At 73.8% G+C, this 26,534-nt stretch carries 23 protein-coding genes and 2 pseudogenes; 10 read left to right on the top strand and 15 right to left on the bottom strand.

Features of this window, described 5'->3' with window-relative positions; genetic code table 11:
- Positions 1–101: 101 nt before the first annotated feature.
- From ACFY2L_RS25645 to ACFY2L_RS25655, 3 genes are all read right to left on the bottom strand, one after another.
- Positions 102–689: a hypothetical protein gene (locus ACFY2L_RS25645; protein ID WP_390657705.1), complete on the bottom strand. Its 588-nt coding sequence runs from the start codon at positions 687–689 to the stop codon at positions 102–104.
- A gap of 94 nt (positions 690–783) precedes the next feature.
- Complete coding sequence (locus ACFY2L_RS25650) at positions 784–1,554, bottom strand: ferredoxin reductase (RefSeq protein WP_390823467.1); 771 nt, start codon at positions 1,552–1,554, stop codon at positions 784–786.
- Positions 1,547–2,152: a sulfite oxidase-like oxidoreductase gene (locus ACFY2L_RS25655; RefSeq protein ID WP_390823468.1), complete on the bottom strand. Its 606-nt coding sequence runs from the start codon at positions 2,150–2,152 to the stop codon at positions 1,547–1,549. Before ACFY2L_RS25655 ends, ACFY2L_RS25650 begins: the two co-directional genes overlap by 8 nt.
- Positions 2,153–2,554: 402 nt before the next feature.
- Here ACFY2L_RS25655 and ACFY2L_RS25660 point away from each other — a divergent pair, with 402 nt between their 5' ends.
- Positions 2,555–3,241, top strand: coding sequence for a GNAT family N-acetyltransferase (locus ACFY2L_RS25660; protein WP_390823512.1), 687 nt, complete (start codon positions 2,555–2,557; stop codon positions 3,239–3,241).
- Between the two features lie 124 nt (positions 3,242–3,365).
- Here the strand turns inward: ACFY2L_RS25660 and ACFY2L_RS25665 are convergent, their stop codons facing one another.
- Positions 3,366–3,797 (bottom strand): MarR family winged helix-turn-helix transcriptional regulator, encoded by a 432-nt coding sequence (locus ACFY2L_RS25665; protein ID WP_390823513.1) that lies wholly within the window; start codon positions 3,795–3,797, stop codon positions 3,366–3,368.
- 245 nt (positions 3,798–4,042) lie between these two features.
- Between ACFY2L_RS25665 and ACFY2L_RS25670 the strand changes: the two genes are divergently transcribed.
- Complete coding sequence (locus ACFY2L_RS25670; protein ID WP_390823469.1) at positions 4,043–4,843, top strand: putative protein N(5)-glutamine methyltransferase; 801 nt, start codon at positions 4,043–4,045, stop codon at positions 4,841–4,843.
- Here ACFY2L_RS25670 and ACFY2L_RS25675 read toward each other — a convergent pair.
- Positions 4,836–5,534 carry a hypothetical protein gene (locus ACFY2L_RS25675; RefSeq protein WP_390823470.1) on the bottom strand — a complete coding sequence of 233 codons (699 nt, stop codon included), beginning with the start codon at positions 5,532–5,534 and terminating at the stop codon, positions 4,836–4,838. The two genes, ACFY2L_RS25670 and ACFY2L_RS25675, sit on opposite strands and share 8 nt — an antisense overlap.
- 132 nt (positions 5,535–5,666) lie before the next feature.
- Positions 5,667–7,727, bottom strand: coding sequence for a SpoIIE family protein phosphatase (locus ACFY2L_RS25680; protein WP_390823471.1), 2,061 nt, complete (start codon positions 7,725–7,727; stop codon positions 5,667–5,669).
- 247 nt (positions 7,728–7,974) lie between these two features.
- Here ACFY2L_RS25680 and ACFY2L_RS25685 point away from each other — a divergent pair, with 247 nt between their 5' ends.
- The 4 genes from ACFY2L_RS25685 (at position 7,975) to ACFY2L_RS25700 (ending at position 12,076) form a co-directional block, all read left to right on the top strand.
- On the top strand, positions 7,975–8,859 hold the full coding sequence (locus ACFY2L_RS25685; RefSeq protein WP_390823472.1) for a hypothetical protein: 885 nt from the start codon (positions 7,975–7,977) through the stop codon (positions 8,857–8,859).
- 124 nt (positions 8,860–8,983) lie between these two features.
- Entirely contained in the window at positions 8,984–9,352 is a 369-nt protein-coding gene (locus tag ACFY2L_RS25690) for a hypothetical protein (RefSeq protein ID WP_390823473.1), read from the top strand.
- Between the two features lie 131 nt (positions 9,353–9,483).
- Positions 9,484–11,499 (top strand): FAD-dependent oxidoreductase, encoded by a 2,016-nt coding sequence (locus ACFY2L_RS25695; protein ID WP_390823474.1) that lies wholly within the window; start codon positions 9,484–9,486, stop codon positions 11,497–11,499.
- Between the two features lie 31 nt (positions 11,500–11,530).
- Entirely contained in the window at positions 11,531–12,076 is a 546-nt protein-coding gene (locus ACFY2L_RS25700) for a PadR family transcriptional regulator (RefSeq protein WP_390657714.1), read from the top strand.
- A gap of 60 nt (positions 12,077–12,136) precedes the next feature.
- On the opposite strand, the gene ACFY2L_RS25705 is transcribed toward ACFY2L_RS25700, so the two are convergent.
- Together ACFY2L_RS25705 and ACFY2L_RS25710 are read right to left on the bottom strand one after the other, a co-directional pair.
- A complete protein-coding gene (locus ACFY2L_RS25705) occupies positions 12,137–12,691 on the bottom strand; it encodes a hypothetical protein (protein ID WP_390657715.1) in 555 nt (184 codons plus the stop codon).
- A 157-nt stretch (positions 12,692–12,848) separates the two neighbouring features.
- Positions 12,849–13,814 carry a fibronectin type III domain-containing protein gene (locus ACFY2L_RS25710; protein ID WP_390823475.1) on the bottom strand — a complete coding sequence of 322 codons (966 nt, stop codon included), beginning with the start codon at positions 13,812–13,814 and terminating at the stop codon, positions 12,849–12,851.
- Positions 13,815–14,206: 392 nt separating this feature from the next.
- Here ACFY2L_RS25710 and ACFY2L_RS25715 point away from each other — a divergent pair.
- A pseudogene (locus ACFY2L_RS25715) lies at positions 14,207–14,902 on the top strand (glycoside hydrolase family 75 protein); the annotation flags it as partial.
- Positions 14,903–15,321: 419 nt separating this feature from the next.
- Here ACFY2L_RS25715 and ACFY2L_RS25720 read toward each other — a convergent pair.
- Positions 15,322–15,510: pseudogene (locus ACFY2L_RS25720) on the bottom strand (SDR family oxidoreductase); the annotation flags it as partial.
- A gap of 1 nt (position 15,511) precedes the next feature.
- Between ACFY2L_RS25720 and ACFY2L_RS25725 the strand changes: the two are divergent.
- A complete protein-coding gene (locus ACFY2L_RS25725; protein ID WP_390657717.1) occupies positions 15,512–15,808 on the top strand; it encodes a hypothetical protein in 297 nt (98 codons plus the stop codon).
- Between the two features lie 24 nt (positions 15,809–15,832).
- Here the strand turns inward: ACFY2L_RS25725 and ACFY2L_RS25730 are convergent, their stop codons facing one another.
- The 4 genes from ACFY2L_RS25730 to ACFY2L_RS25745 all read right to left on the bottom strand — a co-directional run bounded on the left by ACFY2L_RS25730 (position 15,833) and on the right by ACFY2L_RS25745 (position 18,974).
- Positions 15,833–16,243 carry a PTS fructose transporter subunit IIA gene (locus ACFY2L_RS25730; RefSeq protein ID WP_390657718.1) on the bottom strand — a complete coding sequence of 137 codons (411 nt, stop codon included), beginning with the start codon at positions 16,241–16,243 and terminating at the stop codon, positions 15,833–15,835.
- A gap of 7 nt (positions 16,244–16,250) precedes the next feature.
- On the bottom strand, positions 16,251–16,850 hold the full coding sequence (gene dhaL / locus ACFY2L_RS25735) for a dihydroxyacetone kinase subunit DhaL (protein WP_390657719.1): 600 nt from the start codon (positions 16,848–16,850) through the stop codon (positions 16,251–16,253).
- Positions 16,851–16,901: 51 nt separating this feature from the next.
- Positions 16,902–17,894: a dihydroxyacetone kinase subunit DhaK gene (dhaK, locus tag ACFY2L_RS25740; protein WP_390823476.1), complete on the bottom strand. Its 993-nt coding sequence runs from the start codon at positions 17,892–17,894 to the stop codon at positions 16,902–16,904.
- Positions 17,895–18,287: 393 nt separating this feature from the next.
- The gene (locus ACFY2L_RS25745; protein ID WP_390823477.1) at positions 18,288–18,974 is read right to left on the bottom strand and encodes a TetR/AcrR family transcriptional regulator; all 687 of its coding nucleotides are present in this window, start codon (positions 18,972–18,974) and stop codon (positions 18,288–18,290) included.
- A gap of 180 nt (positions 18,975–19,154) precedes the next feature.
- Here ACFY2L_RS25745 and ACFY2L_RS25750 point away from each other — a divergent pair, with 180 nt between their 5' ends.
- Entirely contained in the window at positions 19,155–20,033 is an 879-nt protein-coding gene (locus tag ACFY2L_RS25750; protein WP_390823478.1) for an NAD(P)H-binding protein, read from the top strand.
- 145 nt (positions 20,034–20,178) lie between these two features.
- Positions 20,179–23,409: a fused isobutyryl-CoA mutase/GTPase IcmF gene (icmF, locus tag ACFY2L_RS25755; protein WP_390823479.1), complete on the top strand. Its 3,231-nt coding sequence runs from the start codon at positions 20,179–20,181 to the stop codon at positions 23,407–23,409.
- 78 nt (positions 23,410–23,487) lie between these two features.
- On the opposite strand, the gene ACFY2L_RS25760 is transcribed toward icmF, so the two are convergent.
- Both ACFY2L_RS25760 and ACFY2L_RS25765 read right to left on the bottom strand, forming a co-directional pair.
- Positions 23,488–25,080 (bottom strand): sigma-70 family RNA polymerase sigma factor, encoded by a 1,593-nt coding sequence (locus ACFY2L_RS25760; RefSeq protein ID WP_390823480.1) that lies wholly within the window; start codon positions 25,078–25,080, stop codon positions 23,488–23,490.
- A gap of 157 nt (positions 25,081–25,237) precedes the next feature.
- Entirely contained in the window at positions 25,238–26,530 is a 1,293-nt protein-coding gene (locus ACFY2L_RS25765) for a sugar ABC transporter permease (protein ID WP_390657725.1), read from the bottom strand.
- Positions 26,531–26,534: the final 4 nt, after the last annotated feature.

Genomic DNA, 26,534 nt, shown 5'->3' on the forward strand with positions numbered 1-26,534 from the left:
GTGGGCGGCTTTCACGGATCCCCCGCCAGACCGGTCCCGGCTTCCGTCGCGGCCCCCGTCCCGCCACCTCGCCCAGGCCCCGGACTCCGGGCCGCCCGGCTTCACGCGGGCCTGCGCCGCGTCCACTCCGGTTCCGTACGCGCCCACGCGCGGTCCCACTCGGTCAGCCGGTGCCGCATCGCCACCCGGCGGACCACCGAGTGCCCGAGCAGCACCACGGCGGCCGTCCCGCCGGCCGCGCACACGCCCATGGTGAACGTGTGCTGCCACACCGCCGTACCGCCCGGCGGAGCCGGAACGCTCCGTCCCCGCGCGTCCAACCACACGTCCACCACGTCACCCCGGCGCGTGCCCTCGGGCACCCGGGCCTCGACCGTCCGCGCCCGCTCGCCGGGCGGGGTCCAGCGCACGGCCACCCGGTACGTCCGCTGCCGTACGCCGTCCGCCGACGGCAGGCTCTCGGGCACCTGGCCCACCACCTCCGCCCGCACCCGGTGGCGTTCGGCCCGCTGCACGGCCGCGGCCGTGCGCGCCTCGTCGTGCGCCCACCGCCCCGCGACCGCCCCCGCCAGCGGCACGGCCACCAGCAGCAGCACGGCGACGACCAGCGCCGTCCACGCCTCCACCACATCCGACCGGCGCCGCAGCGGGTTCTTCCGCCAGCGCCAGCCACGCACCCGGGTTCGCATTGCCGGACCTCCTCGCTTGACGCGAGTGCCCACCTCAGTGGTACCCCCATCGGAGTACATCCGCCACCAGGAGCGGGCGCGCGGCGCGGACCGCTCAGCCGAACCGCTCGATCCGGATGCGGTCCACCGGCTGCCCGGCCGCCACCAGCAGCCGCGACGCGTGCTCGGCGAAGGCGTTGGACCCGCACACGTACGCCTCCCAGCCGCCCGGCGGCCGCTCCCTGAGCACCGGCGCCAGACGCGCGGCCGTCAGCCGGCCCACCGGCACGCCCGCCGGCGCGCCGCGCGTGAAGACGGGCGTGGTCTCCGCGCCGTACTCCCGGGCGTAGATCAGCTCCTCGGGGCTGCGCGCGGACACCAGCAGCCGCAGCGGGACCTCCAGGCCGCGGGCCCGGTGGTGCCGGACCATCGACATCAGCGGTACGACGCCGGAGCCCGCGCCGATCAGCAGCGCGGGCCGGTCGCCGGGCCAGGCGAAGAAGCCGCTGAGCGGACCGCGCACCTCGACCCGGTCGCCCGGCCGCGCCACGGTGTGGAACCAGCCGGAGACCTCGCCGCCCTCGACATGGTCGAGGGTCAGTTCGAGGTGCCCCTCGTCGTCGGGCGCGGAGGCGATCGAGTAGTGCCGCTGGGCGGTGTAGCCGTCGGCGGCGGTCAGCCGCAGCGACAGGTGCTGGCCGGGCAGATGCCCCGCCCAGGCCGGCACCGCGAACCGGAAGGTCGCCGCGCGCGGGGTCTCACGGCGGATCCCGGTGAGCGTCGCCGTCTGCCACACGGCGGCGGCCCGGTCGCTCACCTCGATCCGGCCGGGCACCGCGAACCGGGTCGCAGGGGTGAAGACGGGGGAGGGGGACGTCTCAGTCACCGGAGTACCTCTGCTCCTCCCAGGGGTTGCCCCGCCCGTGGTAGCCGTTCCGCTCCCAGAAGCCCGGCTCGTCGTGGTCGAGCAGCCGGAGGCCGGCGATCCACTTGGCGCTCTTCCAGAAGTACAGATGCGGCACCAGCAGCCGCGCCGGCCCCCCGTGCTCGGGCGCCAGCGGCTTCCCGTCGTGGGCGAAGGCGATCCAGGCCCGTCCGCCGGTCAGGTCCGCGAGCGGCAGGTTCGTGGTGTATCCCGTGTGCGAGTAGGCGACGGCGTGCGTGGCGGCCGCGTCCGGACGTACGACGTCGAGGAACGCGTCCAGCGGCACCCCCGAGAACCGCACCCCGAACTTCGACCAGCCGGTCACGCAGTGGATGTCGCCCTCGTACGCGGACTCCGGCAGCGCGTGCGCCTCGTCCCAGTCCCAGGTCCGCTCCGCCGCGACCAGCCCGTCGATCCGGAAGGTCCAGTCGGCGGGGGAGAGGTCGGGCGTGACCTCCGCGGAGAGCACGGGCCAGTCCTCGCCCGCGTCGTACTGGCCGGGTGGGAGCCCGGCGTTGGCGACGCGGGGGCGGCCGGTGAAGCCTCGGGTGACGTTCATGCGGTTCCAGCGTGAGGGTGACGGTTGCTTGCGCATACCACCGTACGGGCAGGCCGGCGGTGCTCCGGACCACCCCCGCCCGCCGAACGTCAAGCCCGTGTGAACAGTGCGCCGCCCGGGGAACAGCCCTTCGGCGATCTTCCTTGCACGTGCCGTTCCGGACCCGGCGGTCCGGCGGCAGCGAAGGAGAGTGGGAGCAATGCCGAAGGCGTACGTCTTCACCCGGTGCGGCGGCCCGGGGACCGAGGCGCTCGTGGACGTCGACCGGCCCCGGCCGGGCACCGGCCGGGAGGTCCCCGCGGCGGGCGGGCACCCCGCCGGTTCCGCGGCCGGCCACGCCGGAGGCAGGGGCGTGAGCGTGATCGGGGCGGGCGCACGAGCGACACGGCACGGCGTCACGTCCTGGACAATCCCGCCCTCGCCTCCCTCACCGGCCCGCACGCGCACCTCGCCGAGCGCCGGGGCCGGGTGCTGCGTTACCCGGTGGACGTCTCGCCCTGGCCGGCGCTGCCCGACGAGCCGGACGCCGACGACTGGGCGGACCTCGCGGCTCTCGCCGGACCCGGCGCGGAGGTCCCGCTGCCCGGCTTCCGGGGCGAGGTCCCCGAGGGCTGGGAGATCACCTTCCGGGTCGAGGGTGTGCAGCTCGTCGACGACGGGCCGGCCGCGGCGCCGGACCCCGAGGCGGTCCGCCTCGGCCCCGCCGACGTCCCCGAGATGCTCGACCTGGTCGCCCGCACCCGGCCCGGCCCCTTCGAGCAGCGCACCGTGGAACTCGGCACGTACCTCGGCATCCGCAGGGAGGGCGCCCTGATCGCCATGGCCGGCGAGCGCCTCCGTCCGCCGGGGTGGACCGAGATCAGCGCGGTCTGCACCGACCCCGCCTTCCGCGGCGAGGGCCTGGCGACCCGGCTGATCCTCGCCGTCGCCCACGGCATCCGCGCCCGCGGCGAGACCCCCTTCCGGCACACCGGCGCCGGCAACACCGGCGCCGGCCGGCTCCACGAGTCCCTGGGCTTCCGCCTGCGCCGCAGAACGGCGTTCCTCGCGGCGCGGGTGCCGGAGCGGCCGGCGGCTCTCGGGCCGTAGGGGGCGGCGGCTCCGGCGCCGTGGACGCAGGGGGCGCTGCCGCCGTGCGGCGGACGGCGGCGAGTGGTCCGCCGGGGGTGGGCCGCGCCGGTGCGGGACCGGCCGGTGTGCCCGGCGGCCGTGGTCAGCCGGCGTCGGGGAGCGAGGCGTTGTACCGCACCAGGTACTGCGCGAACCGCTCCAGATCCTTGCGCGGCCACCCGGTGAGCCGCTCCCGGAAGGCCGCGCGGCGGCTCTCGGTGACCTGGGCGAGGATGCGCCGGCCGGCCTCGGTGAGATGCAGGACGTGCACCCGGTGGTCCTGCGGGTCGAGCCGCCGTTCGACCAGGTCCGCCCGCTCCAGGGCCGCGACCTGGCGGCTGACCGTCGACTTGTCCAGCGCGTGGTGCGCGGCCAGGTCGGTGGCCCGGCAGCCGCCGCTCTCCTCCAGATGACCGAGGAGGGTGTACGAGACCAGCGACAGCTCGGGATGCAGCCGCCCGGCGGAGGCGCGGGCGCGGCGGGCGAAGACCGTCATCTCCCGCTGGATGGTCTCCACGGCCTCGGCTGTGTCCACCATGTCCGCTCCTCCTCGCTCATCTTGTTGCATAGTACAACTTGAGGGCCGGGGAGGCCTTCGGCCGTTTCCGCTGGGGTAGGGTGATCGTCCGGCTGCGGAGGTACCCAGCCGTGCGCGACCGAGGAGGTGGGACCCATCACCGCAGTGTCAGGTCGGGTGCTCTCCCCTCGGAGCGGCGTGGATCGCCGCCCGTAGGCTCACGCGGGAGCGCCCTTCGACTCCCGAAAGGCTCCCGGCTCTCCATGCCTCCGTTCTCCCCGCCCGCCTCCTTCCCCTCCCGAGACGCCGTCGTCGCCGCGCTGCGCGCCGCCGGGTGCGTCTTCGCCGAGGACGAGGCGGAGCTGATCCTCTCCGCCGCCCGGACGCCCGACGAACGCGACGCGATGGTGACGCGCCGCGTGGCCGGTCACCCTCTCGAACTCGTCGTCGGCTGGGCCGAGTTCCGCGGGCTGCGCATCACCGTCGAACCCGGCGTCTTCGTACCCCGCCGCCGCACCGAGTTCCTGGTCGAACAGGCCCTCGCGCACGCCTCGCACACCTCCGTCGTCGTGGACCTGTGCTGCGGCTCGGGCGCGGTCGGCGCGGCCCTCGCCGCCGCGCTGGGCGAGGTCGAACTGCACGCCGCCGACATCGACCCGGCGGCCGTGCGCTGCGCCCGCGCCAATGTCGCCGCCCACGGCGGCCACGCCCATGAGGGCGACCTGTTCGAGGCACTGCCGGACCGGCTGCGCGGCCGGATCGGCATCCTGGCCGCGAACGTGCCCTACGTCCCCACCGACGAGGTCCCCCTGCTGCCGGCGGAGGCGCGCGACCATGAGCCGCTCACCGCCCTGGACGGCGGCGGCGACGGCCTCGACGTGCTGCGCAGGGTCGCCGCCGAGGCCCCCGAGTGGCTCATGCCGGGCGGGATCCTCCTGGTCGAGACCAGCGAACGGCAGGCCCCGGACGCCGTCGGGGCCTTCACCCGTGCCGGTCTGGGCGCGCGCCTGGCCGAGGACGGGGAGCGGTACGCCCACGTCGTCGTCGGCACCAGGCTCAGGTAGCGGCGCCGCCGCCCGTGGGGCTGGGGGAGCGGTCGTCCCCGCGGTCCCACGGGCCGTGCCCCGGGAAGCCTCCGCGGCCGTCGTCCCGGTCCGGGCCGCGGTCGCGGAAGTCGCCGGACAGGACCCGGGCCGCCGTGTACGTGTCGCCGGAACGGGACCCCACGACGACGACCGTGTCGCCCTTCTCCAGCGCGCCGGCGCCGGAACCGGACGTGCCGTCGGCGCGCACCGGCGTGTCCGGACCGACCGTCCATGTCCACGAGGTGCCGTCCTCGCTCTTCACGGTGACCCGGTCGCCGTCGGCCTTCTCGACCGTGCCCCGCTGCCAGACCCGTACCACCCACTCGCCGGTGTCGCGGTCCTTGACGGTCGCCTCGCCGTGCACCGCGTCGCCGCCGAGACCGAAGCCGGACCAGGGGCCGCCGTGGCCGTGCCGGCCACCGTGATCCTCCGAGGACGACGAGGCCGAGGGGGACGCGGACGGCGAACCGCCGGGCGTGCCGCCCGACGTGGCCGCGTAGGCGACCGTGCCGCCGAGGGCCAGGACCGCGACGGCGGTGGCCGCGATCACCGTCCGCCCGCGGGCCGGGCGGCGCCGCCACAGCGCGCGCGGGGAGTCCGGCCGCCGCTCCTCGCCGCCCGGCCCCGACAGCACCTCGATCCGGTCCGGCTGCTGCTCATGCTCGTGCATTCGGCTCACCTTCCTCGGCCCGGCGGGCGGGCACGACGGGCACTCCTCACTGTGATTGTCGGAGGAACGCGGTAAGGAAGAGGTAATAAATGCCTGTGAATCGGGGCGTACGGCGTGCCCGCCCGCGCGCCCTCATCCGCGGGCCCGGGCCACCAGCAGTGCGACGTCGTCGTGGTTGTCGGGGTGGTGCAGCGCGGTCAGCAGATGGTCGCAGAGCTCCTCCAGCGGGCGCCCGGGATCGCCGAGGAGGGCGAGCAGCGCGTCCAGACGCTCGTCCAGGGAGTGCAGCCGGGTCTCCACCAGGCCGTCCGTGTACAGCACGAGCTGGTCGCCGGGCGCGAAGTCGACGTCGGTCGTCGAGAAGGCCACCCCGCCCACGCCCAGCGGCGCGCCCGTGGGCAGGTCGAGCAGTTCGGGCGGCAGGCCGGGGCGCACCCGGGCCGGCGGCAGATGCCCGGCGTTGGCGATGCGGCACCTGCCGAGCCGCGGGTCGTGGACGGCGTACACACATGTGGCGATGGAGTGGTCCAGGCCGTCGGTGATCTTGTCCAGGTGCTCCAGGAGCACCGCCGGGTCGAGGTCGAGGGAGGCCAGTGTGGTCGTCGCGGTGCGCAGCCGGCCCATCGTGGCGGCGGCGTCGATACCGCTGCCCATCACATCGCCGACGACGAGCGCGGTCTTGCCGTCCTGGAGCGGGATGACGTCGAACCAGTCGCCGCCGACCTCCGTGGTGGCGCCCGCCGGCTGGTAGCGGGAGGCGACCTCCAGGCCGCCGGTGACCGGCGGATGGCTGGGCAGCAGGCTGCGCTGGAGGGTGAGCGCGGTCGTACGGGCGTTCTGGTACCAGCGGGCGTTGTCGATCTGCACGGCGGCACGGGCCGCCAGCTCCCGGGCGAGCAGCAGATCGTCCCGGCCGAACGCCAGCGGGTTGTGGATCCGCTTGAGGTCCAGGGCGCCGAGCACCTCGCCCCGCGCGATGAGCGGGACGGCCAGGTAGGAGTGCACGCCCGCCCGGGCCAGCAGACCGGCCGCCTCCGGGGAGGGCGCGATGCGGGCCAGGTCCTCGTCCTTGACCTGCGCCACCATGACGGGCTGCCCGGTGCGCACGCACTCGGTGATCAGCTGGTCGGGGGCGTAGCGGACCACCTGCCCGGCCGGGTCGGCGGCCCGCAGCACCTCCGGCGCGTCGACGGCCCGCACCGCCAGGGAACGGATGGCCGCCGCCTCGGTGGGCCGCGGACCGGAGCGCCGGCCCGCCACCACCTCGTCGAGCAGGTCCACCGCGGCCACGTCCGCCAGCTCCGGCACGGCGACCTCGGCCAGCTCGCAGGCGGTGCGCTCCAGGTCCAGCGTGGTGCCGATCCGGGCGGAGGCGTCGGCGATCAGGGTCAGCCGCCGCCGGGCCGCCTCGGCCTCCACACCCGCCCGGTACTGCTCGGTGATGTCGATGACCGAGGCGGCCACGCCCAGCACCGTGCCGCGCGAGTCCTCCAGCCGGTACAGCGAGAGCGACCAGGCGTGTTCCTCGACCGGGTCCCCCCGGGTGCGCCCGACCGTGGACCGGTCGACGAGCGGCACCCCGGTCCGCAGCACGTCGCGCACGGCCGCCTCCAGGGCGTCCGCGTCCACCGCGGGCAGCACGTCGCGCATCCTGCGGCCGACGTGGTCCTTCGCCGGCACGCCGTTGATGCGGGCCAGCGCCTCGTTGACCGAGACATAGCGCAGTTCCGTGTCCACGACCGCCAGACCGATGGGGGACTGCGCGACCATCCGCGTCGACAGCGCCACGTCCCGCTCCAGCCGGCGCACCGTCGACTGGTCCGCCGCGAGACCCAGCGCGAAGACATCGCCCCGGTCGTTGACCAGCCGCATGTTGCGGAACTCCACCATCCGGGTGGAGCCGTCCTTGCACCGGACCGGGAACGCGCCCGCCCAGCTCTGTCCGGTGGCCATGACGTCGGCGAACAGCTTGACGACCAGGTCGACATGCCGCTCGTGGATCATCACCTGGGCCGCGTACTTCCCCAGGGCCTCGGCCGCCGAGTATCCGAACAGCTCCTCGGCCTGGGGACTCCACAGCACGATGCGTCCCTCGGTGTCGAGCACCACCGAGGCGACGTTCAGCACGTCCAGCAGCCCGCTGGGCCCGACCGGCCCACCACCCGCGGCCGAGGACGATCCGGCTGCACTCATGCCACGCACCGCCTCCGCATGTCGCCGCGGCACGCCGTCCCCCGTGCCGACTCCCCCTGTTCTACCGCGCTCAACCCTTTTCTCCCACGGCTCCGGACACCTTTCTCCCTCGCTTCCTCCAGTACGGCGGCGACCGCTGTTCCCCTCAAGGACGGGCCCCGTCCATCGGATTGGTCTGTACATGACGACCACGTCCCGCCAGACTGTCCGCCGACTGCGCCCCCGCCCCCCCACGAGGAGCCCCCGCATGCCCCTGCGCCCCGCCCGGCCCCGCCGCCACGCGGTCCGCACCGCCCTCGTCGCGCTGGCCACCGCGACGGCCGCCGCCCTCTTCGCCGCCCCGCCCGCCTCGGCCGCCGACACCTGGACCGAGACCGGCTCCGACCGCGCCGACCCGCTCACCGAGAGCCAGGGCCTGACCTCCGTCGAGGTCCCCGCCGGCAGCGCCAACCGGTACACCGGCATCGGAACCATCCCCCTCTCCGTCTCCAGCCGCGGCTGGAACCACGTCGGCGACCCCGACGCCTCCTACGACGGCTACTACGTCTCGCCCTACCAGAGCGACTCGGGCACCTCGAAGATGTACCGGGTGCAGGCGCCCGGCGGCACCTGGTCGGAGTACGTCCACGCGCTGGGCCAGGGCGAGGCGCTGAACAACTCCTGGGTGGCCATCACCCCGGACGGCCAGTGGATGCTGTCGGGCGAGTACGGCACCATGACCCGCTTCCTCGTCCTCCCGACCCCGGGCGCCAACGCCACCACCTCGCCCTCGGCGAACCTGCCGCAGGTGTCGACCGTCCGCCTGGACCACGCCGTGCGCGACGTCCAGGGCTGCGACTTCACCGGGCCGACGACCCTGCTGTGCTCCTCCGACGACCCGGCCGGCACGCTCTTCGGCATCACCAAGCCCCTCCTCCAGGTCGACCTGTCGGCCGCGCCCGGCGGCACCTCCGACGTCACCGGCCATGTCACGGCCCTGCGCCGGCTGCCGCTGCGCAGCTCCTGCTCGGGGACCTTCGAGGCGGAGGGCATCGACTACGACCGCCGTACCGCGACCCTGCGCGTGATCGTGGTGTCGCCCGGCTTCTGCGTGCTGACGGACAGCAGGACGTACCGCTTCACGAAGAGCTGACCGCGGCGGCCGTCGACGCCGGCCGTCACTGGTGGCGCCCGGAAAGTGGTGCTTTTCTGGGGATGTGGCGCGGCGTGCGGGGAACCCGCACCGCCGTGCCACCGCCATGAGAGGAGCGATCACGATGGACCGTGAGCGTCTGCACGAGGAGGCCGTCTCCCTCGAGATCAGCGGATGCAGCAAGGAGGACGCCCGGATCGTCTTCGACGCGCTCTGTGCCTGCTTCGAGTCCGACCGGGGCCCGGAAGAGGTGCCGCAGCAACTCCACGAGAGCCGCCCGATGGTGTGGCTGGGCACGTTCGAGGTCACCGAGGCCCACTCCTGTCCGCCGCCGGCCCGGCTGTCGTCCTCCGTCGAGGCCGACGCACAGGGCGGCTACTGGGCCATCGAGCGGCTGCGTTCCATGCTGGACTCGCTCTTCGCGGTGCGCGACCTCTCCTCGGCCTCCGGTGACCAGGAGCAGGAGCTGCACGTCCTTCTCGAAAGCAGGTGAGGCGCGGGCGGGTGTGCCGCACGGCGGGTGAGGTGCGGCACACACCCCGGCAGCGATTGTGCAACTAGTTGCATAAACCGTGTGCGGTCCTCTAGAACTGGAGGCGACCAACGCCGCGCACGGAGGCCGCCATGACCCGTTACCCGCATCTGCTGAGCCCGCTCGACCTGGGCTTCACCACGCTGCCCAACCGCGTCCTGATGGGCTCGATGCACGTGGGCCTGGAGGAGGCCGACCGCGGCTTCGAGCGCATGGCGGAGTTCTACGCCGCCCGCGCCCGCGGGGGCGTGGGCCTGATCGTCACCGGCGGCATCGCCCCCAACGACGAGGGGCGCCCGGCCGAGGGCGGCGCCAAGCTCACCACCGACGAGGAGGCCGAGCAGCACCGGCAGATCACCGAGGCGGTGCACCGCGAGGGCGGCCGCATCGCGCTGCAGATCCTGCACTTCGGCCGCTACGCCTACCACCGCGACCTGGTGGCGCCGAGCCCCCTGCAGGCCCCCATCAGCCCCTTCGCGCCCCGCGAACTGACCGACGCCGACGTCGAGCGCACCATCGACGACTACGCCCGCACCGCCCGCCTCGCGCAGCAGGCCGGGTACGACGGCGTCGAGATCATGGGCTCCGAGGGCTACCTCATCAACGAGTTCATCGCCGCGCCGACCAACCGCCGCACCGACCGCTGGGGAGGCGCGTACGAGAACCGCATGCGCTTCCCCGTCGAGATCGTGCGCCGGGTGCGCGAGGCGGTCGGCGAGAACTTCATCGTCGTCTACCGGCTGTCCATGCTGGACCTGGTGCCCGGTGGCTCCACGCTCGACGAGGTCGTCACCCTCGCGAAGGCCGTCGAGGCGGCCGGCGCGACCATCATCAACACCGGCATCGGCTGGCACGAGGCCCGCATCCCCACCATCGCCACCTCCGTGCCGCGCGGCGCCTACACCTGGGTGACGAAGAAGCTCATGGGCGCGGTGTCCGTCCCGCTGGTCACCACCAACCGCATCAACACCCCGGAACTCGCCGAGCAGTTGCTCGCCGACGGCTGCGCCGACATGATCTCCATGGCCCGCCCGATGCTGGCCGACCCGGACTTCGTGAACAAGGCCGCGGCCGGTACACCCGAGGCCATCAACACCTGCATCGGCTGCAACCAGGCCTGCCTCGACCACACCTTCAGCGGCAAGATCACTTCCTGCCTGGTCAACCCGCGCGCCTGCCACGAGACCGAGCTGGTCCTGTCCCCGACCCGGCTGCGCAAGCGCGTCGCGGTCGTCGGCGCGGGCCCGGCGGGTCTCGCCTGCGCCGTGAGCGCCGCCGAACGCGGCCACGAGGTCACCCTGTTCGACGCGGCGAGCGAGATCGGCGGCCAGCTCAACGTCGCCCGCAAGGTGCCCGGCAAGCAGGAGTTCGACGAGACGCTGCGCTACTTCCGCCACCAGCTCGACGCGCACGGTGTCGACGTACGCCTCGACACGCCGGTGACGGCGGCCGACCTGGGGGACTACGACGAGGTGGTCGTCGCCACCGGCGTCACCCCGCGCACCCCCGACATCCCCGGCGTCGACCACCCGAGCGTCGTCGGCTACCTCGACGTCCTGCGCGACGGCGCGCCCGTCGGCGACCGGGTCGCGATCCTGGGCGCGGGCGGTATCGGCTTCGACGTCGCCGAGTTCCTGACCGACGGCGGCGACAAGGCGAGCGAGGACCCGGCGGCGTACTTCCGCCAGTGGGGCGTCGACACGGACTACACGGCACCGGGCGGTCTCGCGGCCCCCGAACGCCCCGCCCCGCCCCGCCGGGTCCACCTCCTGCAGCGCAAGACCACCAAGGTCGGCGCCGGCCTCGGCAAGACCACCGGCTGGATCCACCGCGCCGAACTCAAGCACCGGGGCGTGACGATGGTCCCGGGCGTGCGCTACGACCGCATCGACGACGCGGGTCTGCACATCACCGTCGGTGAGCAGAGCACGGTCCTGGAGGTGGACACCATCGTGCTGTGCACCGGCCAGGACCCGCGCCGCGACTTGTACGAGGAGCTGCTGGCCGCCGGTGTGAACGCGCACCTCATCGGCGGCGCCGACGTGGCCGCCGAACTGGACGCCAAGCGCGCCGTCAAGCAGGGCACCGAGCTCGCGGCGGCACTGTAGGCCCGCAGGGGCACGTCCCTAGGATGACCCCATGTCACTCCCGCACGCGATCCTCACCGCCCTGCTCGAGAAGCCGTCGTCGGGACTCGACCTGACCCGCCGGTTCGACAAGTCGATCGGCTACTTCTGGTCGGCGACGCACCAGCAGATCTATCGCGAGCTGGGAAAACTGGAGGCCGAGGGTCATATCCGGGCCCTGCCCGCCGAGCAGCCGGCCCGCGGGCAGAAGAAGGCCTACGAGGTCCTGCCCGCGGGCCGCGCCGAACTGGCCCGCTGGACGGCCGCGTCCCAGGACCCCAAGCCGCACCGCGACACGCTGCTGCTCCGGCTGCGGGCCGCGGCGGTCGTCGGCACCGCGGGTCTGGACGCCGACCTGCGCCGCCATCTCGACCTGCACCGGCGGCAGCTGGCCGAGTACGAGCAGATCGAGAAGCGCGACTTCCCGCCCGGCGACACCGGCGCGCAGGCCAGGCTGCAGCACCTGGTCCTGCGCGCCGGCATCGAACTGGAGACCTTCTGGATCCAGTGGCTCACCGAGGCCCTGCGGGAACTGCCCGTCGTGGAGGAGGGGTCCTAGGCCGTGTCCGCACCGTCCCGCCCGCCCTGCGGGCGAACGGCGGGACGGTGCGGACACGGCCTAGAGGCGGTACGGCTTCGAGCGGCGGCGCAGGAACCAGGCCGCCGCGATGACGCCCACGCCCACCAGCGCACCCCCGACCCCCATCGTCACGGGCCCGACGTCGCGGGCCGCGCCGCCGAGGCCGCCCATGACACCGCGCGAGGGCGAGGCGGTCGCGGTCGGGGAGACGCTGGGGGAGACCGTCGGGGTGGGCGGCGTCGACACGATCACGGACTGGGTGCCCGCAGTGTTGCCGTTGGAGCACATGACGATCACGGTGTACGTGCCCGGGGACACGCTGGACCAGGCGGCGGACTGGCTGACGGCCGTCCCCGACAGCGCCACCTGGCGCCCCTGGGCGAAGCTCGCCTGACTGCTGTTGAGCAGGGCCGCGGTGCCCCAGTTGCCGTTGATCTGGGCGCAGGCGCTGGTGACCACGGACACCGTGGTGCCGGTCGTGCTCACCGAGATGCCGGAGACCGCGGCAGCCGGCTGCGCGGTCAGGGCGAGCGGCAGCGCGGCGGCGGCTGTCACGGTCATTCCTGAGCGGAGAAGAAGACGGGAAGTGCGCATCGGATGTCCTCCGGCGGCACGGTTGGCGGTACATCCCGTGCGCCGCCGAGGGTCGGGTACGCCCGTGCTGCCTCAGAGGAAGCCAACGTGCCCCGGTGGCGTCGCGCACGCGGACCGCATCCGGGCAGGTGACGGATTCCTTCGGACGGCCCAGGCGTCAGCCGGGCGCCCCCGTGGTCACCGTCCGCTCCGCCGAGTACGCCCCCCAGGTTCCGTCCGGCAGCCGAGCCCGCAGCCGCACCCGGTGCGTGACCCCCTTCTCGCGTCCCGCGTAGAAGCTGTACGCCGCCCGGCCGCGCGGCGGCGGACCGCCCCACACCAGCGAGGTGGCCGCCGCCCCGTCGAGCTGGATCCCGTACTCGGTGACCACGCCGTCCACCCGCGGCGCCACCCACGACAGGTCGATGTAGTACGCCCCGTCCGCCGCGCGCCGGGTCGTGGCACGGAAGCCGGCGGGCGCCGTGCCGCCTCCCCCGCCGGCGCCGGACGGGGTGGTCACGCGCACGGCCGCGCCGGCCGGCGAGAGATGGTCGGCGGCGTCGCGGGCGCGGACGGTGAAGGAGTAACGGGTGCCGGGCCGCAGTCCCGTGACGACCGTCGCGGTCTGGGTCCCGGCGACGCTGTGGATGCGCATTCCGCCCTGGTAGACGTCGTACGACACCACCTCGCGGTCGTCCGTGGACGCCGACCAGGACAGCTGGACCGCCCGGCTTCCGGCGGCCCGGCCGGTGACTTCGCCCGGGCGGGTCGGCGCCGAGGTGTCCGCCGGCGTGGCCGCCGGTGTCCTCGCCCGGACCTGCCGGCTGGGCGGCCCGAGCCGGCCGTCGCCGTCACGGGCCCGCACGGTGAAGACGTACGAGGTGGCCGGCGCGAGACGCACGACGTCGAGCATGTGCGCCGAGCCGGGCACGTCGCCGACCTTCGTGGTGCCCCGGTAGACCTCGTACGCGCCGACCGGCGGGTCCGCCGCGACCGCGTTCCACATCACGTGCACGCTGGTCGCGCTCCCGGCCCGTGCGGTCACCCCCGTCGGAGCGCCGGGCGCCCGCCCGTCGTCACCGTCGCCGGCCGCGCACCCGCACGACACGGCCAGCACCCACGCGCAGAGCGTCACGCGTCGCACGGCTTCGCCTCCCGGAACCGGCGCGGCGGCATTGGTCCGGACCAATATGGCGCGGCGGTGCGGGCACGGCAAGACGGCGAACGAATGAAGACGGCGGTACGGGGGCGGGGGTTGCGTGACGGCTCGGGAAAGTTTCGTATGCTGATGTTCCTCCCGGCCGAACTCTCCCTGAGGGCGGTTGAGTTCGGGCCGGCGGCGCGGAACGCTGTCGTCGCTGATCCCGCGCCGGCGCAGTGGCCGGGGGGCCGGAGCCCGAGACGGCGCCGGCCCCCGGGCCCCTGTCGGGGCGTCAGAAGCGTGCACCGTACGGCCCCCTCGGAATGGCCCCGGGATGCGACCCCCACCAGATTGGGCTGAGTGTCCGTCACCGTCCCACGAGAGGGTCCCGTATCGTGCGCGCCCAGTCGCTGACCCTGGCCGCGGCCGGCCTCGCCCTGCTGGCCCCGAGCTCCGTCCCGTCCGCCGTCCGGCAGACGCACGGCACCCCCGGGCCGCCCGCGATACGGCAGGAGGGCTCCGTCCGCGCCGCCGACCTGCTGGCCCGGGTGCGGGACTGCGCCCCCGTCTCCCGGGGCCGCTACCGCACGGACGACGGCGTGCCCGCGACGGTCCCGGTCTGCGGCACTCCCGAGGCGGTCTTCTGGACGGCCGACATGGACATCGACTGCGACGGCCGCCCCGGCCCGCACTGCAACAGCGGCGTCGACCCGCTGTTCTCCGGGACCACGGCCTTCACCCAGTCCGACGGCCGCTACCTGAGCGCCGAGACACTGCCCTACATCGTCGTGCCCGACGTGAGCGACGTCTGGAACCACCGCGAGCACGGGGTGCGCGGCGGAGCGGTGGCGGCGGTCGTCTACCGGGACCGGGTGCAGTACGCGGTCGTCGGCGACGTGGGCCCGCCCGACATCATCGGCGAGGCCTCCTACGCCACCGCGGAGGCTCTCGGCATCCGACCCGACCCGCACGGCGGCGGCACCCCGTCCGGTGTCACCTACATCGTCTTCAAGAACTCCCGCGCCACGCCCATCGAGAGCCATGTGTCCGCCAGGGAGACGGGGGAGCGGCTGGCCCGGGCGTTCGTGCGGGCCGTGGTGCGGACGGACCAGCCGCCGGAGGCACCGGAGGCACCGGAGGCGTCCGTGGCGCCGGTGGACGCCGGGACGGCGGCCCGGTATCCGAGGGGTCCGGAGGTGTCCGCGCTGCCGTCGGGACGGTGGGGCCCGGAGATGTCCGCGGCCCCGCGGCCGGGACGGCCGAAGCCGGCGGCCGCCGGGGAGCGTCCCGCGGACCGGACGGCGGCGGCCGGAGAGGCCCGTGGGCAGGACGGCGGGGAAGCCCGGGGCGGCCATGGGGCCGCCTGGGCCGAGGACGTGCAGGAGGCGGCGCGGACCGCGCTGGCCGAGGCCGACGAAGAGGTGGGGGAGGAGGAGTAGTGCGGCCCGCCGGAGGTCGGACGGCCGGGGTGGGGGGCCGAGGGCCGTCCGACGTCCGCGGGGGTGGGGTGTCAGCCGGCGGACCAGCCGTCGTCCACCGGCAGGACCACGCCGTTGATGTTGCTCGCGGTGTCCGAGGCGAGCAACACGATCGCGGCGGCCTGCTCCTCCGGCTCGGCCAGCCGGCCGACGTTGACGAAGTGCGGGCCCGGCGCCGCCGGGCCGTGGGCCGCCGGGTCGGCGTCCACCACGATCCCCGTCGTGGGCGCGCTCGTCCGGCCGACCCGCACCGAACCGGGCCCGCGCGCCGTCCGGCTCCAGACCTACGACGAGGCCGAGCCCGCGTTCGCGCGCGCCCTCGCCGAGCGGGCCGGCCGGCCGGCCGTCGACCTCCGGCCGGCGATCCAGGCGGCGATGTTCAACGCGGCCCTGCCCGCCGCCGTGGACCACCACGCGTGGCGGACCGCCGACCCCGTCACGGACCCGGCGGCGGTACGCGCCGGGCTCGCGGAGGCCGTCCGCTCGGCCCTCGCCGTCGCCGCGGAGGGCCTGAGCTGACCCGGAGGCCGGCCCGGAACGCGCTCACACCTTCCGGTAGTCGTAGGCCTCCACGGCCGCCGCCTCCACCGCGTCCAGGTCGGCCCCCGTCGCCGCCGTGACCACCGCGGCCACCGCGCCCTCGACGAACGGGGCGTCCACCAGGCGGGCGGTCGCGGGGAGCTCGTCGCCCTCGGCGAGCAGCGCCTTGACCGTGAGGACGGCGCTGCCCAGGTCGGTGAGGAGCGCGACGCCGGCCCCCCGGTCGACGGCGGCGGCAGCGGCGGCGACCAGCTCGGCGCTGGTGCCCATCCCGCCGCCCTCGGTGCCCCCGGCCGCGGCGACCGGCACGGCCGCGCCGCCACTCGCGAGCCCCCGGGCCAGATCCGCCACGGCGGTCGCCACCGCGGCGCTGTGCGAGACCAGCACGATTCCGACCAGTTTCTCGTCGCTCACCTTCGCCTCACTTCCCATCGGCTTCCACGAGCCCCGCGACGAGCAGGGCGGACGAGGTGGCCCCCGGATCCTGGTGCCCGATGCTGCGCTCCCCGAGGTAGCTGGCCCGGCCCTTGCGCGCCTGGAGGGGGATCGTCGCCTCGGCGCCCTGCTCGGCCGCGGTCCGGGCGGCGCCGAAACCGTCACCGAGCGCGTCCACCGCCGGCACCAGCGCGTCGATCATCGTCTTGTCGCCCGGCGCGGCACCCCCGAGCTGCATCACGGCGTCCACGCCCGCCCGCAGCGCCTGCGCGAACTCCTCCTCGCTCACCTCCGCCGCGTCCCCGAGCGCCTTCCCGGTCCGCCGCAGCAGCGTGCCGTACAGGGGGCCCGAGGCTCCGCCGACCGTGGAGATGAGCTGGCGCCCGGCGAGGACGAGGATCGCGCCCGGGGTCTGCGGCGCCTCCTTCTCCAGCGCCGCGGTCACCGCGGTGAACCCGCGCAGAAGGTTGCTGCCGTGGTCGGCGTCCCCGATGGGCGAGTCGAGGGCCGTGAGCCGTTCCGCCTCGCGGTCGACGGACGCGGCGGTCGCCGTCATCCAACGGCGGAAGAAGTCGGCGTCGAGCACTGGGTCTCCTTGCGTGGTCGATTCGGTGGCTGCCTGCCCTGCTCTCCCGGCTCACATGCCCCAGCGCAGGCCCGGCGTCTTCACCGGCGCGTCCCACAGCCGCAGCAGCTCCTCGTCGGCCTGGCACAGGGTGACCGAGGCGCCGGCCATGTCGAGGGAGGTGACGTAGTTGCCGACGAGCGTCCGGGCGACCGCCACCCCGCGCTGGGTCAGCACCCGCTGCACCTCCGCGTTGAAGCCGTACAGCTCCAGCAGGGGCGTCGCGCCCATGCCGTTGACCAGGACGAGAACGGGATTGCGCGGGGTCATGTCGTCCAGGATCGCCTGCACCGCGAAGTCGGCGATCTCCCCGGACGTCATCATCGCCCGCCGCTCCCGGCCCGGCTCGCCGTGGATGCCGATGCCGAGTTCCAGCTCGCCGGGCGGCAGGTCGAAGGTGGGGCTGCCCTTGGCGGGCGTGGTGCACGCGCTCAGCGCGACGCCGAAGGTGCGGGAGTTCTCGTTCACCTGCCGGGCGACCGCCTGGACCCGCTCCAGCGGCTGCCCCTCGTCGGCCGCGGCGCCCGCGATCTTCTCCACGAAGAGCGTCGCGCCCGTGCCGCGCCGTCCGGCCGTGTAGAGGCTGTCGGTGACGGCGACGTCGTCGTTGACCAGCACCTTGGCGATCTGGATGCCCTCGTCCTCGGCGAGCTCGGCCGCCATGTCGAAGTTGAGCACGTCGCCGGTGTAGTTCTTCACGATGAGGAGCACGCCCGCGCCGCTGTCCACGGCGGCCGCCGCCCGCAGCATCTGATCGGGCACGGGAGACGTGAACACCTCGCCGGGACACGCCGCGGAGAGCATCCCGGGTCCGACGAACCCGCCGTGCAACGGCTCGTGCCCCGACCCGCCGCCGGACACCAGGCCCACCTTGCCGGCCACCGGCGCGTCCCGCCGTACGATCACCCGGTTCTCGACGTCGACGGTCAGTTCGGGATGAGCGGCCGCCATGCCGCGCAGCGCGTCCGCGACCACGGATTCCGGAACGTTGATCAGCATCTTCATGGGGATCTCCTAGCGAGCCTAGAAGGTGGTCTTCGGCCTGTGTTTTCGCTGGTCAGATCGGGTTCGGTAGCCGTCGGCCCCGGGCCGGTGCGGCCGGAGCGGCGTGGTGGCGGCACCGATGCCGACGTGATGCCGACTTCGGTGACGTCGTGTCAGACCTGGCGGTGGATCGACGGCGTGCCGACTGGAGTCCTACAAAGGCAGTATCGGCCTTGCGGCTGTGAAGGTCACCTGAGCGGCATCCGGGGCGGGCCGTGAAGGCGGCTCACGACCGCGAGATCGGGAGGCCCGCGGCTTCGGCCCCGGAGCATCCGCGATCGTGACGGCGGCACGGGCCCGGGCCGGCCGCCGTCGCGGAGAAGACCGGTGTGGCGGCTCGCACCAAGCCGGTGATCAGCGTTGGAGCCACTCGTCGAGGAGGGTGAGCTCGGCCGTGCTGAGGCCGGGCAGTTCGGGCAGGAGGGTGCGGAAGGCCGCCACGATCGCCGCCGGGTCCCGGGTGGGGACGGCCGACTCGTCGGTGAAGACGGCCCGCGCGACCGCGTCGAAGGCGGCGTCGGCCAGGTGCGGATCGCTCTGGCCCGGTGGCAGGGTCAGAAGGGTGTGGACGGTTCCGGTTCCTGCCGCGCGGATGAGGTTGACGGCGCGTTCCTCACTCACCCGGAGCCGTCCGGCGGCGGCGATTCGGTGCACCCGCTCGGCGAGGACCCGCACACCGGCGGACATCGCGGGGGTGTCGCGTGCGCGTGTCGGGTCCAGCAGCAGGCCGTACACGTGGGGGTGGGCGAGGCCGAAGCTGATCTGCGTGTTCCATCCGTCGCGGAGGTCCTCCACGGGATCCTGCGAGGGCGGCGTGGCCTGCTTGCCCGCCACGTGTTCGGCGAACACGTGCTCCACCGCGGCGTCCAGCAGGTCGTCCTTGCCTTGGAAGAAGCGGTACAGCGCGGGTGGCTGCAGCCCCGCCTCGTGGGCCACGCGGCGGGTGGTCACAGCGGTCGGCCCATGATCGCGCAGCAGGTCCGCCGCGGCCTTCACGATGCGGTCCCGGGTGCTGTCTCTCCCCTGCGGTTTCGAAGGCATGGGAACGATGATACCGCCGGGGCTGCCGGTGATCGTCGTCAGTGGCAGGCCGCTGAACTGGCTGTATGTGAGGGCGGCGGACATCGCCCCCGTGGGCCGGACGCCCCTGTTGGTCTCAGTGGAAGTATCAGTGTTACCGTCTTTTCTGGTTCCACTGGAAATCGACAGAGGGAGTTCTCGATGCTGATCGTCACCGGAGCCACCGGCCGCCTCGGATCGCTGATCGTCAACCGCTTGCTGGAGCAGGTGCCGGCCGACCGGATCGGCGTGAGCGTGCGCGACGTGGGCAAAGCCGCTCACCTTGCCGAGCGCGGCGTCCGGGTCCGGGCGGGAGACTTCACCGACCCCGACAGCCTGAAGCACTCCCTGGAGGGTGCCGAGCGCGTCCTGGTCGTCTCCGCGGCCATACGGGGCGGCGCCGCGGTGAGCGCGAACCGCGCCGCCATCGACGCGGCACGGGAAGCGGGCGCCCGGCACATCCTCTACACCAGCCACCAGGCCGCATCTCCCACCTCGCTCTTCCCGCCCCAGAAGGTCCACGCGGCCACCGAAGAGCACCTCCAGCGGCAAGGGGTCCCTTGGACCGCTCTGCGCAACGGTTTCTACGCCTCCACGCTCGAACGTCACATCGGCGCCGCGCTGCGGACCGGCATCCTCGCCGTGCCGCAGGACGGCCCGGTCTCCTGGACGGCCCACGAGGATCTCGCGGAAGCCGCGGCCCTCGCGCTGACCGGCGGCCACGCGCTCGAAGGGGTCACGCCGCCGCTGGCGGCCCCCCACGCACTGGATTTCACCGATGTCGCCGGCATCCTCAGCCGCATCACCGGCCGGACCGTCACCCGGACCGTCGTGGAGGACGACGAATGGATCTCCGCGGCGGTCGCCACGGGGATGCCGCGACCGGCCGCGGAGTTCGCCCTGACGATGTTCACCGCGGCACGCGGCGGCGAGTTCCACGCCGCCGGCCCCGCGCTCGAAGCCGTCGTCGGCCACCCCGCCAAGTCCGTCCACGAAGTCCTGGAGGCCGCCGTGCGTTCCCTGGAGGCGGGACGCCCCTGACGCCCGGTTCGCGGAGGTGGCCCGGACGGGCCCGCGGGGGTCGACCGTGCGGTACACGTCACAGCGGCGCCGCCTGCGGTAAATTAGTAGGACGTCCTACTATCTCGGGGTCGGCGTACCCCTGACCTCTCCGGGAAGGCCCCCCATGAGTGAAGTGCACCGTCCCGTGCACCCCATCCGTCTGATCACGGCTTCGGCCCTGTTCGACGGGCACGACGCCTCGATCAACATCATGCGCCGGATCTTCCAGTCCCAGGGCGCGGAAGTGATCCACCTCGGGCACAACCGGTCGGTCCAGGAGGTCGTGGACGCGGCGCTCGAGGAGGACGTCCACGGTGTGGCGGTCTCGTCGTACCAGGGCGGCCACGTGGAGTACTTCGAGTACCTGGTCGAGTCGCTGCGCCGGCAGGGCGCGGAGCACATCCGTGTGGTCGGCGGCGGTGGCGGTGTCATCGTGCCCGAGGAGATCGCCCGGCTGCGCCGGAGCGGCGTGACCATCTTCTCCCCGGAGGACGGCCAGCGGATGGGCCTGGCCGGGATGGTCAACTCGGTCGTGAGGGACTGCGACTTCGACCTGTGGGACGGCAGGCCGGCGGACGCGGCCGCCGTCCTCGCGGGCGACCGGTTCGCGATCGCCCGCGCCGTCACCGGCGCCGAACTGGGCAAGCTGCCCGCCGAGTTCGTGGAGCAGATGCGGGCCGGCGCGGCGGCGCGGACCACGCCGGTGCTCGGCATCACGGGCACGGGCGGGTCGGGCAAGTCGTCCCTGACCGACGAACTGGTGCGCCGCTTCCGGGTCGACCAGCAGGACAAACTGCGGATCGCGGTGATCGCGGTCGACCCGACCCGCCGCCGGGGCGGGGGCGCGCTGCTCGGCGACCGGATCCGGATGAACTCCCTCGACGGCAACCGGGTCTTCTTCCGGAGCCTGGCCACCCGGGGGAGCCGGGAGCTGCCCGAGCACCTCGCGGACGTGATCGACGTCGTGAAGGCGGCCGGGTTCGACCTGGTGATCGTGGAGACGCCGGGCATCGGCCAGGGCGACGCGGCGATCGTGCCGTTCGTCGACACCTCGATGTACGTGATGACGCCGGAATTCGGTGCCGCCTCGCAGCTGGAGAAGATCGACATGCTCGACTTCGCCGACGTCGTGGCCATCAACAAGTTCGAGCGGCGCGGCGCGAAGGACGCGCTGCGCGACGTGGGCCGCCAGCTGGTCCGCAACCGCGAGGCGTTCGGCAAGCGGCCGGAGGACATGCCGGTGTACGGCACCTCCGCGGCCACCTTCAACGACGACGGGGTCACGGCGCTCTACCAGCACCTCAAGGCCACCCTCGCCGAGCGGGGCCTGCCGCTGATCCAGGGCGCGCTGGCGCCGGTCGGCGTACGCCACTCCTCCGGCATCCGGCAGGTGGTCCCCGCGGACCGGGTGCGCTACCTCGCCGAGATCGCCGACAGCGTGCGCGCCTACCACGCCGAGACCGGCCGGCTGGCCGAGGCGGCGAGGCGGGTGCAGCGGCTGGAGGCCGTCGCGGACGAACTCGCCGCGGCGGGCTCCGACGCCGCGAACGTGCGGGCACTGCTCGACGGCGCCCGCAACGAGCTCCCCCACCACCTCACGGAACAGCTCCGCGACTGGCCCGCCGTCGTGGCCTCCTACTCCGGCGACGAGCAGGTGGTGAAGGTCCGGGACAAGGAGATCCGTACCAAGCTGACGCGTGAGTCGCTCTCGGGCAACAAGGTCCCGCGCGTCGCGCTGCCCCGGTTCACCGACCACGGAGAGCTGGTGCGGTTCTGGCGCGGGGAGAACCTGCCCGGCTACTTCCCCTTCACCGCCGGGGTGTTCCCCTTCAAGCGCGACGGCGAGGACCCGGCGCGGATGTTCGCCGGCGAGGGCGATCCGTTCCGCACCAACCGGCGCTTCAAACTGCTCTCCGAGGGCCAGCCGGCCACCCGGCTGTCCACCGCCTTCGACTCGGTCACCCTCTACGGCCGCGACCCGGACGAACGCCCCGACATCTACGGCAAGGTCGGCACCTCCGGGGTCTCGGTGGCCACCCTCGACGACATGAAGGCGCTCTACGACGGCTTCGACCTGGTCGCCCCCACGACCTCGGTCTCCATGACGATCAACGGCCCCGCCCCGACGATCCTCGCGTTCTTCCTCAACACCGCCGTCGACCAGCAGCTGGACGCCTTCCGCGCCGCCGAGGGACGCGACCCCTCTCCGGACGAGGCCGCCGAACTGCGCGCCCGCGCACTGGCGAACGTGCGGGGCACGGTGCAGGCGGACATCCTCAAGGAGGACCAGGGCCAGAACACCTGCCTGTTCTCCACCGAGTTCTCCCTGCGGATGATGGCGGACATCCAGGAGTGGTTCATCGCCCACCAGGTCCGCAACTTCTACTCGGTGTCCATCTCCGGCTACCACATCGCCGAAGCCGGCGCGAACCCCGTCAGCCAGCTCGCCTTCACCCTGGCCAACGGCTTCACCTACGTCGAGGCCTACCTCGCCCGGGGCATGCACATCGACGACTTCGCCCCGAACCTGTCGTTCTTCTTCTCCAACGGCATGGACCCCGAGTACTCCGTCCTCGGCCGGGTGGCCCGCCGGATCTGGGCCGTCGCGATGAAGGAGAAGTACGGCGCCAACGAGCGCAGCCAGAAACTGAAGTACCACGTCCAGACCTCCGGACGCTCCCTGCACGCCCAGGAGATGGACTTCAACGACATCCGTACGACGCTGCAGGCGCTCATCGCGATCTACGACAACTGCAACAGCCTGCACACCAACGCCTACGACGAGGCGGTCACCACCCCCACCGAGGAATCCGTCCGCCGCGCCCTGGCCATCCAGCTGATCATCAACCGGGAATGGGGCCTGGCGATGAACGAGAACCCCCTCCAGGGCTCGTTCGTCATCGACGAACTCACCGACCTGGTCGAAGAGGCCGTCCTCCAGGAGTTCGAGCGGATCAACGAGCGCGGGGGTGTGCTCGGCGCCATGGAGACCGGCTACCAGCGCGGCCGGATCCAGGACGAGTCGATGCTCTACGAGCAGCGCAAGCACGACGGCACGCTGCCCATCATCGGCGTCAACACCTTCCGCAACCCCCACGCCGACACCGCCGAGCACGGAGTGGTCGAGCTGGCCCGCGCCACCGAAGAGGAGAAGCGCTCCCAGCTGGAGCGCGTCCGGGACTACCAGGCCGGTCACCGCGACGAGGCGCACGCGGCCCTGGCCGCCCTCAAGGACGCGGCGGTCAACGACAGCAACGTGTTCGCCGTGCTCATGGACGCGGCCCGGGTCTGCTCCCTGCAGCAGATCACCGACGCGTTCTTCGAGGTGGGGGGCCAGTACCGCCGTAACGTGTGAGGGCCGGTCCATCGGGTCGTCCGGGGGAGCCGCGGCAGGCGCCCCCGGACGGTCGCGGCCGGGAGCCGTGAGCCGGGGTCAGTCGCCGAGCGGGCTCGCGTGCCCGGGCCGGTGGTGACGTCCCTCGCCCTCCCGGCCCTTCCCGTGCCCGGCTTCCTTCCCGTGCACGCCGCCTTTCCCGTGCCTGGCTCCCTTCCCGTGCACGCCGTCCTCCCCGTGCCCGGCGTCCCCGCCGCCGGTCCCGCAGTCCGGGCCGGTCGTGTCGGAGCCCGAGCCTGAGCCCGGGTCGGTGTCCCCGCCGGGCTCCTCGGTTCCGGTGCCCGTACCGTTCCCGGGCCCGGGAACGGGAGCGGGAGCGGGCGGAGGCTCGGGGGCGGGAGCGGAGGGCTCCGGTGCCTCCTGGCCACCCCCGTCCTGATCGCCCTCGTCGGCCGGGGGAGCGGCCGGTTCCTCCTCCGGCGGGGTTTCGGCGGGCGGGGACGTGTCGTCCCCGGGTGCGGAGGCGGTCGTCCCGCCCGGAGCCGACTCCGGCGGACTGCTCGTGTCCCCCGTCCGGGCGGCGCCCTCTCCCCGGTCGTCGGCCGCCTGAGCGGAGGTCGCCCGGTCGTCGCCGGTGGCCTTCACCGGAAGCGCGGCCCCCGCCGGCGGTGCCACCGGCGTCCCGGTCACCGGCACCCGGGTCACGGGGGCGTCGGCGACCGGCGTGCGCTGTGCGGGCGTCGGAGCGGACTCGGCCGTGCCGAGGACGAGGCAGACCGCGGCGGCGCCCGCCACCAGCGCGCCGGCCGCCACCGCCGCGGGGGCCTTCGAGCCGCCGACCACGGCATGGCGCACGCCGTGCAGCAGTCCGGCGCCGTGCCCGCCCGCCGCGCCGGCCGCGGTCGCCGCGCCGGCGGATCCCGTCGCGAGGGCCGGGAGGAACTTGCCCGTGCCGCCCAGCGCGCACACGAGCAGCGCCGGGGCGACGAGCGCCGGCAGCCGGTCGTTGGCCCGCATCAGCGCGGCGAGCCGCGCGCGGCAGTCCGCGCACCCGTCCACGTGACCGAGCAGCCGTTCCCCCTGGCGCGGGGTCGCGGCACCGCGGACGTACGCGGGCATCCGGGCCCAGTGGACCTGGCACGCCGGGTCGTCGGGGGCGCCGCTCTGCGTGCGCAGGAAGGCCTGCCGCATGCCCTCCCGGGCGCGGTGCAGCAGTACGGCCGTCGCGCCCTCCTTGGTCCCGAGCTGCGGCCCGATCGCGGCCAGCGGCTGGCCCTCCGCCTCGGCCAGCCACAGCGCCTTCACCCAGCGCTCGGGCAGCTGGCCCAGCACCCGCACCACCAGGTCGACCTGGGACACCTGCTCGGCCGGGTCGCCCTGGGGCGTGCCCGGTTCCGCCCGCTCGTCGGTGTGCGGATCGCGCGGCGTCTCGCGCACCGCGGTCCCGGAGGCGATCGCCAGGTGCCGCACCGTCGTCCTGAGATACGCCGGCACGTTGTCGATCTCATGGCCCTCGGCCAGCCGCCGCCACACCCGGAAGTGCGCCTCGGCGACGAGGTCCTCGGCGGTCCAGGCGTTCCGGGTGAGTGTGCGGGCGTACGCGACGAGACGCGGTTGCTGTTCCTCGTAGATCCGGGCGTACGCGGCGGTCACGGAGGGCTGCGCGGGGGCGGAGGTGGACCTGTCGGGCATGGAGGGACGCTCCGGTGGCCTGCGGAGGGGCGGAAGGTTTGTCAGCCTAGATGACAAAACTTTCAATTAAAGTTGCGGCAGTCGCGTGATGTGGCGCAGATCACAGAGGGATGCGGCCGGTCCGGGTCACCGGGGGAGTGCCGGGCCGCGCGGGCCGTCACGCCCGTCCGTGGGCCTCCTGCGAGTGCCGCGACAACGCGTCGATGACCACCGCCGCGAACAGCACCCCGCCCGTGATCACGAACTGCAGGGCCGGGGGAGTGTCGGTGATCGCCATGCCCGAGGCGACGGACTGGATGACCAGCATGCCCAGCACCGCCGACCACGTCGTACCGCGCCCGCCGAACAGACTGGTCCCTCCGATCACGGCCGCGGCGATGGCGTTCACCAGCAGGACGCCCGAGCCCGAACTCTGGCTGACCGACGTGATGCGGGAGGCCAGGAACAGGCCGCCGATCGCGGCCATGGTGCCGGAGACGGCGAGCACCGCGGTCTGGACCCGGAGCACGCTGAGGCTGGCGCGCCGGGCCGCCTCGATGCTGCCGCCGAGCGCGTACACCTGCCGCCCGTAGTGGGTGCGGCGGAGCAGGACGTCGAGGCCGGCGACCATCACGAGGAAGATCAGCAGGGCGAGCGGCAGACCCTGGAAGCGGTTGAGGAGGTACGCGGTGCCGAACGCGACCACCGCCGTGACCCCCGTGCGCACCGCGACGGCCGGCAGCGAGCGGTGCGGCATGCCCACGGACAGGCGGCGCCGTCTGTCCCGGTCGGCCACCAGGAACACCGCCGCGGTGGCGGCCGCCGCCAGGGCGTAGGCGACGGCGTCCTGGGTGAAGTAGTAGCTGGTCAGGTCGGCGACGAGCCCGTCCTCGTCCAGGTTGACGGTGCCGCTGTCGCCGAGGACGGCGAGCATCAGGCCGTTCCAGGTGAGCAGCCCCGCGAGCGTGACCACGAAGGCCGGTACCCGGGTTCTGGCGATGGAGAACCCCTGGACGGTGCCCGCCACGGTGCCGGTGAGCACCCCGACGACGAGGGCGAGCCACTCCGGCACCCCGTGATTCACGTTGAGCACGGCGAAGACGGCGGCCGCGAGACCGCTGATCGAGCCCACGGACAGGTCGAGTTCGCCGAGCAGCAGCACGAAGACGATGCCGACCGCGATCAGCCCCGTGCCCACGATGTCCACGCAGAGGTTCGACAGGTTGCGCGGGGAGAGGTAGTTCTCGTTCAGGGACTGGAAGGTGATCCAGACGACGGCGAGGACGAGGACGACGGGCAGTGAGCCCAGTTCGCCCGCGGTCACCTTGTGCCGCAGGAGTTCCACCCCGCCGCGCACGGCACGCGTCCACCCGCCCACGGCCCGGGAGGCGAGCCGCGCTCGGCTCGGCGCACGGGGTTCGCCCTCCGGCAGGGTGCGTTCGCCCGGGCTGCCGTCCGCGACCCTGCGCATGTCC

This window comes from Streptomyces sp. NPDC001381 (genome assembly GCF_042895685.1).
Classification (GTDB): domain Bacteria; phylum Actinomycetota; class Actinomycetes; order Streptomycetales; family Streptomycetaceae; genus Streptomyces.

Coding starts and splice junctions, on each gene's coding strand:
- ACFY2L_RS25765 (WP_390657725.1), bottom strand. CDS start 26,530: ATGCGCAGGGTCGCGGACGGCAGCCCGGGCGAACGCACCCTGCCGGAG.
- ACFY2L_RS25745 (WP_390823477.1), bottom strand. CDS start 18,974: ATGCCTTCGAAACCGCAGGGGAGAGACAGCACCCGGGACCGCATCGTG.
- ACFY2L_RS25645 (WP_390657705.1), bottom strand. CDS start 689: ATGCGAACCCGGGTGCGTGGCTGGCGCTGGCGGAAGAACCCGCTGCGG.
- ACFY2L_RS25760 (WP_390823480.1), bottom strand. CDS start 25,080: ATGCCCGACAGGTCCACCTCCGCCCCCGCGCAGCCCTCCGTGACCGCC.
- dhaK (WP_390823476.1), bottom strand. CDS start 17,894: ATGAAGATGCTGATCAACGTTCCGGAATCCGTGGTCGCGGACGCGCTG.
- ACFY2L_RS25675 (WP_390823470.1), bottom strand. CDS start 5,534: ATGCACGAGCATGAGCAGCAGCCGGACCGGATCGAGGTGCTGTCGGGG.
- ACFY2L_RS25705 (WP_390657715.1), bottom strand. CDS start 12,691: ATGCGCACTTCCCGTCTTCTTCTCCGCTCAGGAATGACCGTGACAGCC.
- icmF (WP_390823479.1), top strand. CDS start 20,179: ATGAGTGAAGTGCACCGTCCCGTGCACCCCATCCGTCTGATCACGGCT.
- ACFY2L_RS25685 (WP_390823472.1), top strand. CDS start 7,975: ATGCCCCTGCGCCCCGCCCGGCCCCGCCGCCACGCGGTCCGCACCGCC.
- ACFY2L_RS25655 (WP_390823468.1), bottom strand. CDS start 2,152: ATGAACGTCACCCGAGGCTTCACCGGCCGCCCCCGCGTCGCCAACGCC.
- ACFY2L_RS25680 (WP_390823471.1), bottom strand. CDS start 7,727: ATGAGTGCAGCCGGATCGTCCTCGGCCGCGGGTGGTGGGCCGGTCGGG.
- ACFY2L_RS25670 (WP_390823469.1), top strand. CDS start 4,043: ATGCCTCCGTTCTCCCCGCCCGCCTCCTTCCCCTCCCGAGACGCCGTC.
- ACFY2L_RS25690 (WP_390823473.1), top strand. CDS start 8,984: ATGGACCGTGAGCGTCTGCACGAGGAGGCCGTCTCCCTCGAGATCAGC.
- ACFY2L_RS25695 (WP_390823474.1), top strand. CDS start 9,484: ATGACCCGTTACCCGCATCTGCTGAGCCCGCTCGACCTGGGCTTCACC.
- ACFY2L_RS25700 (WP_390657714.1), top strand. CDS start 11,531: ATGTCACTCCCGCACGCGATCCTCACCGCCCTGCTCGAGAAGCCGTCG.
- ACFY2L_RS25750 (WP_390823478.1), top strand. CDS start 19,155: ATGCTGATCGTCACCGGAGCCACCGGCCGCCTCGGATCGCTGATCGTC.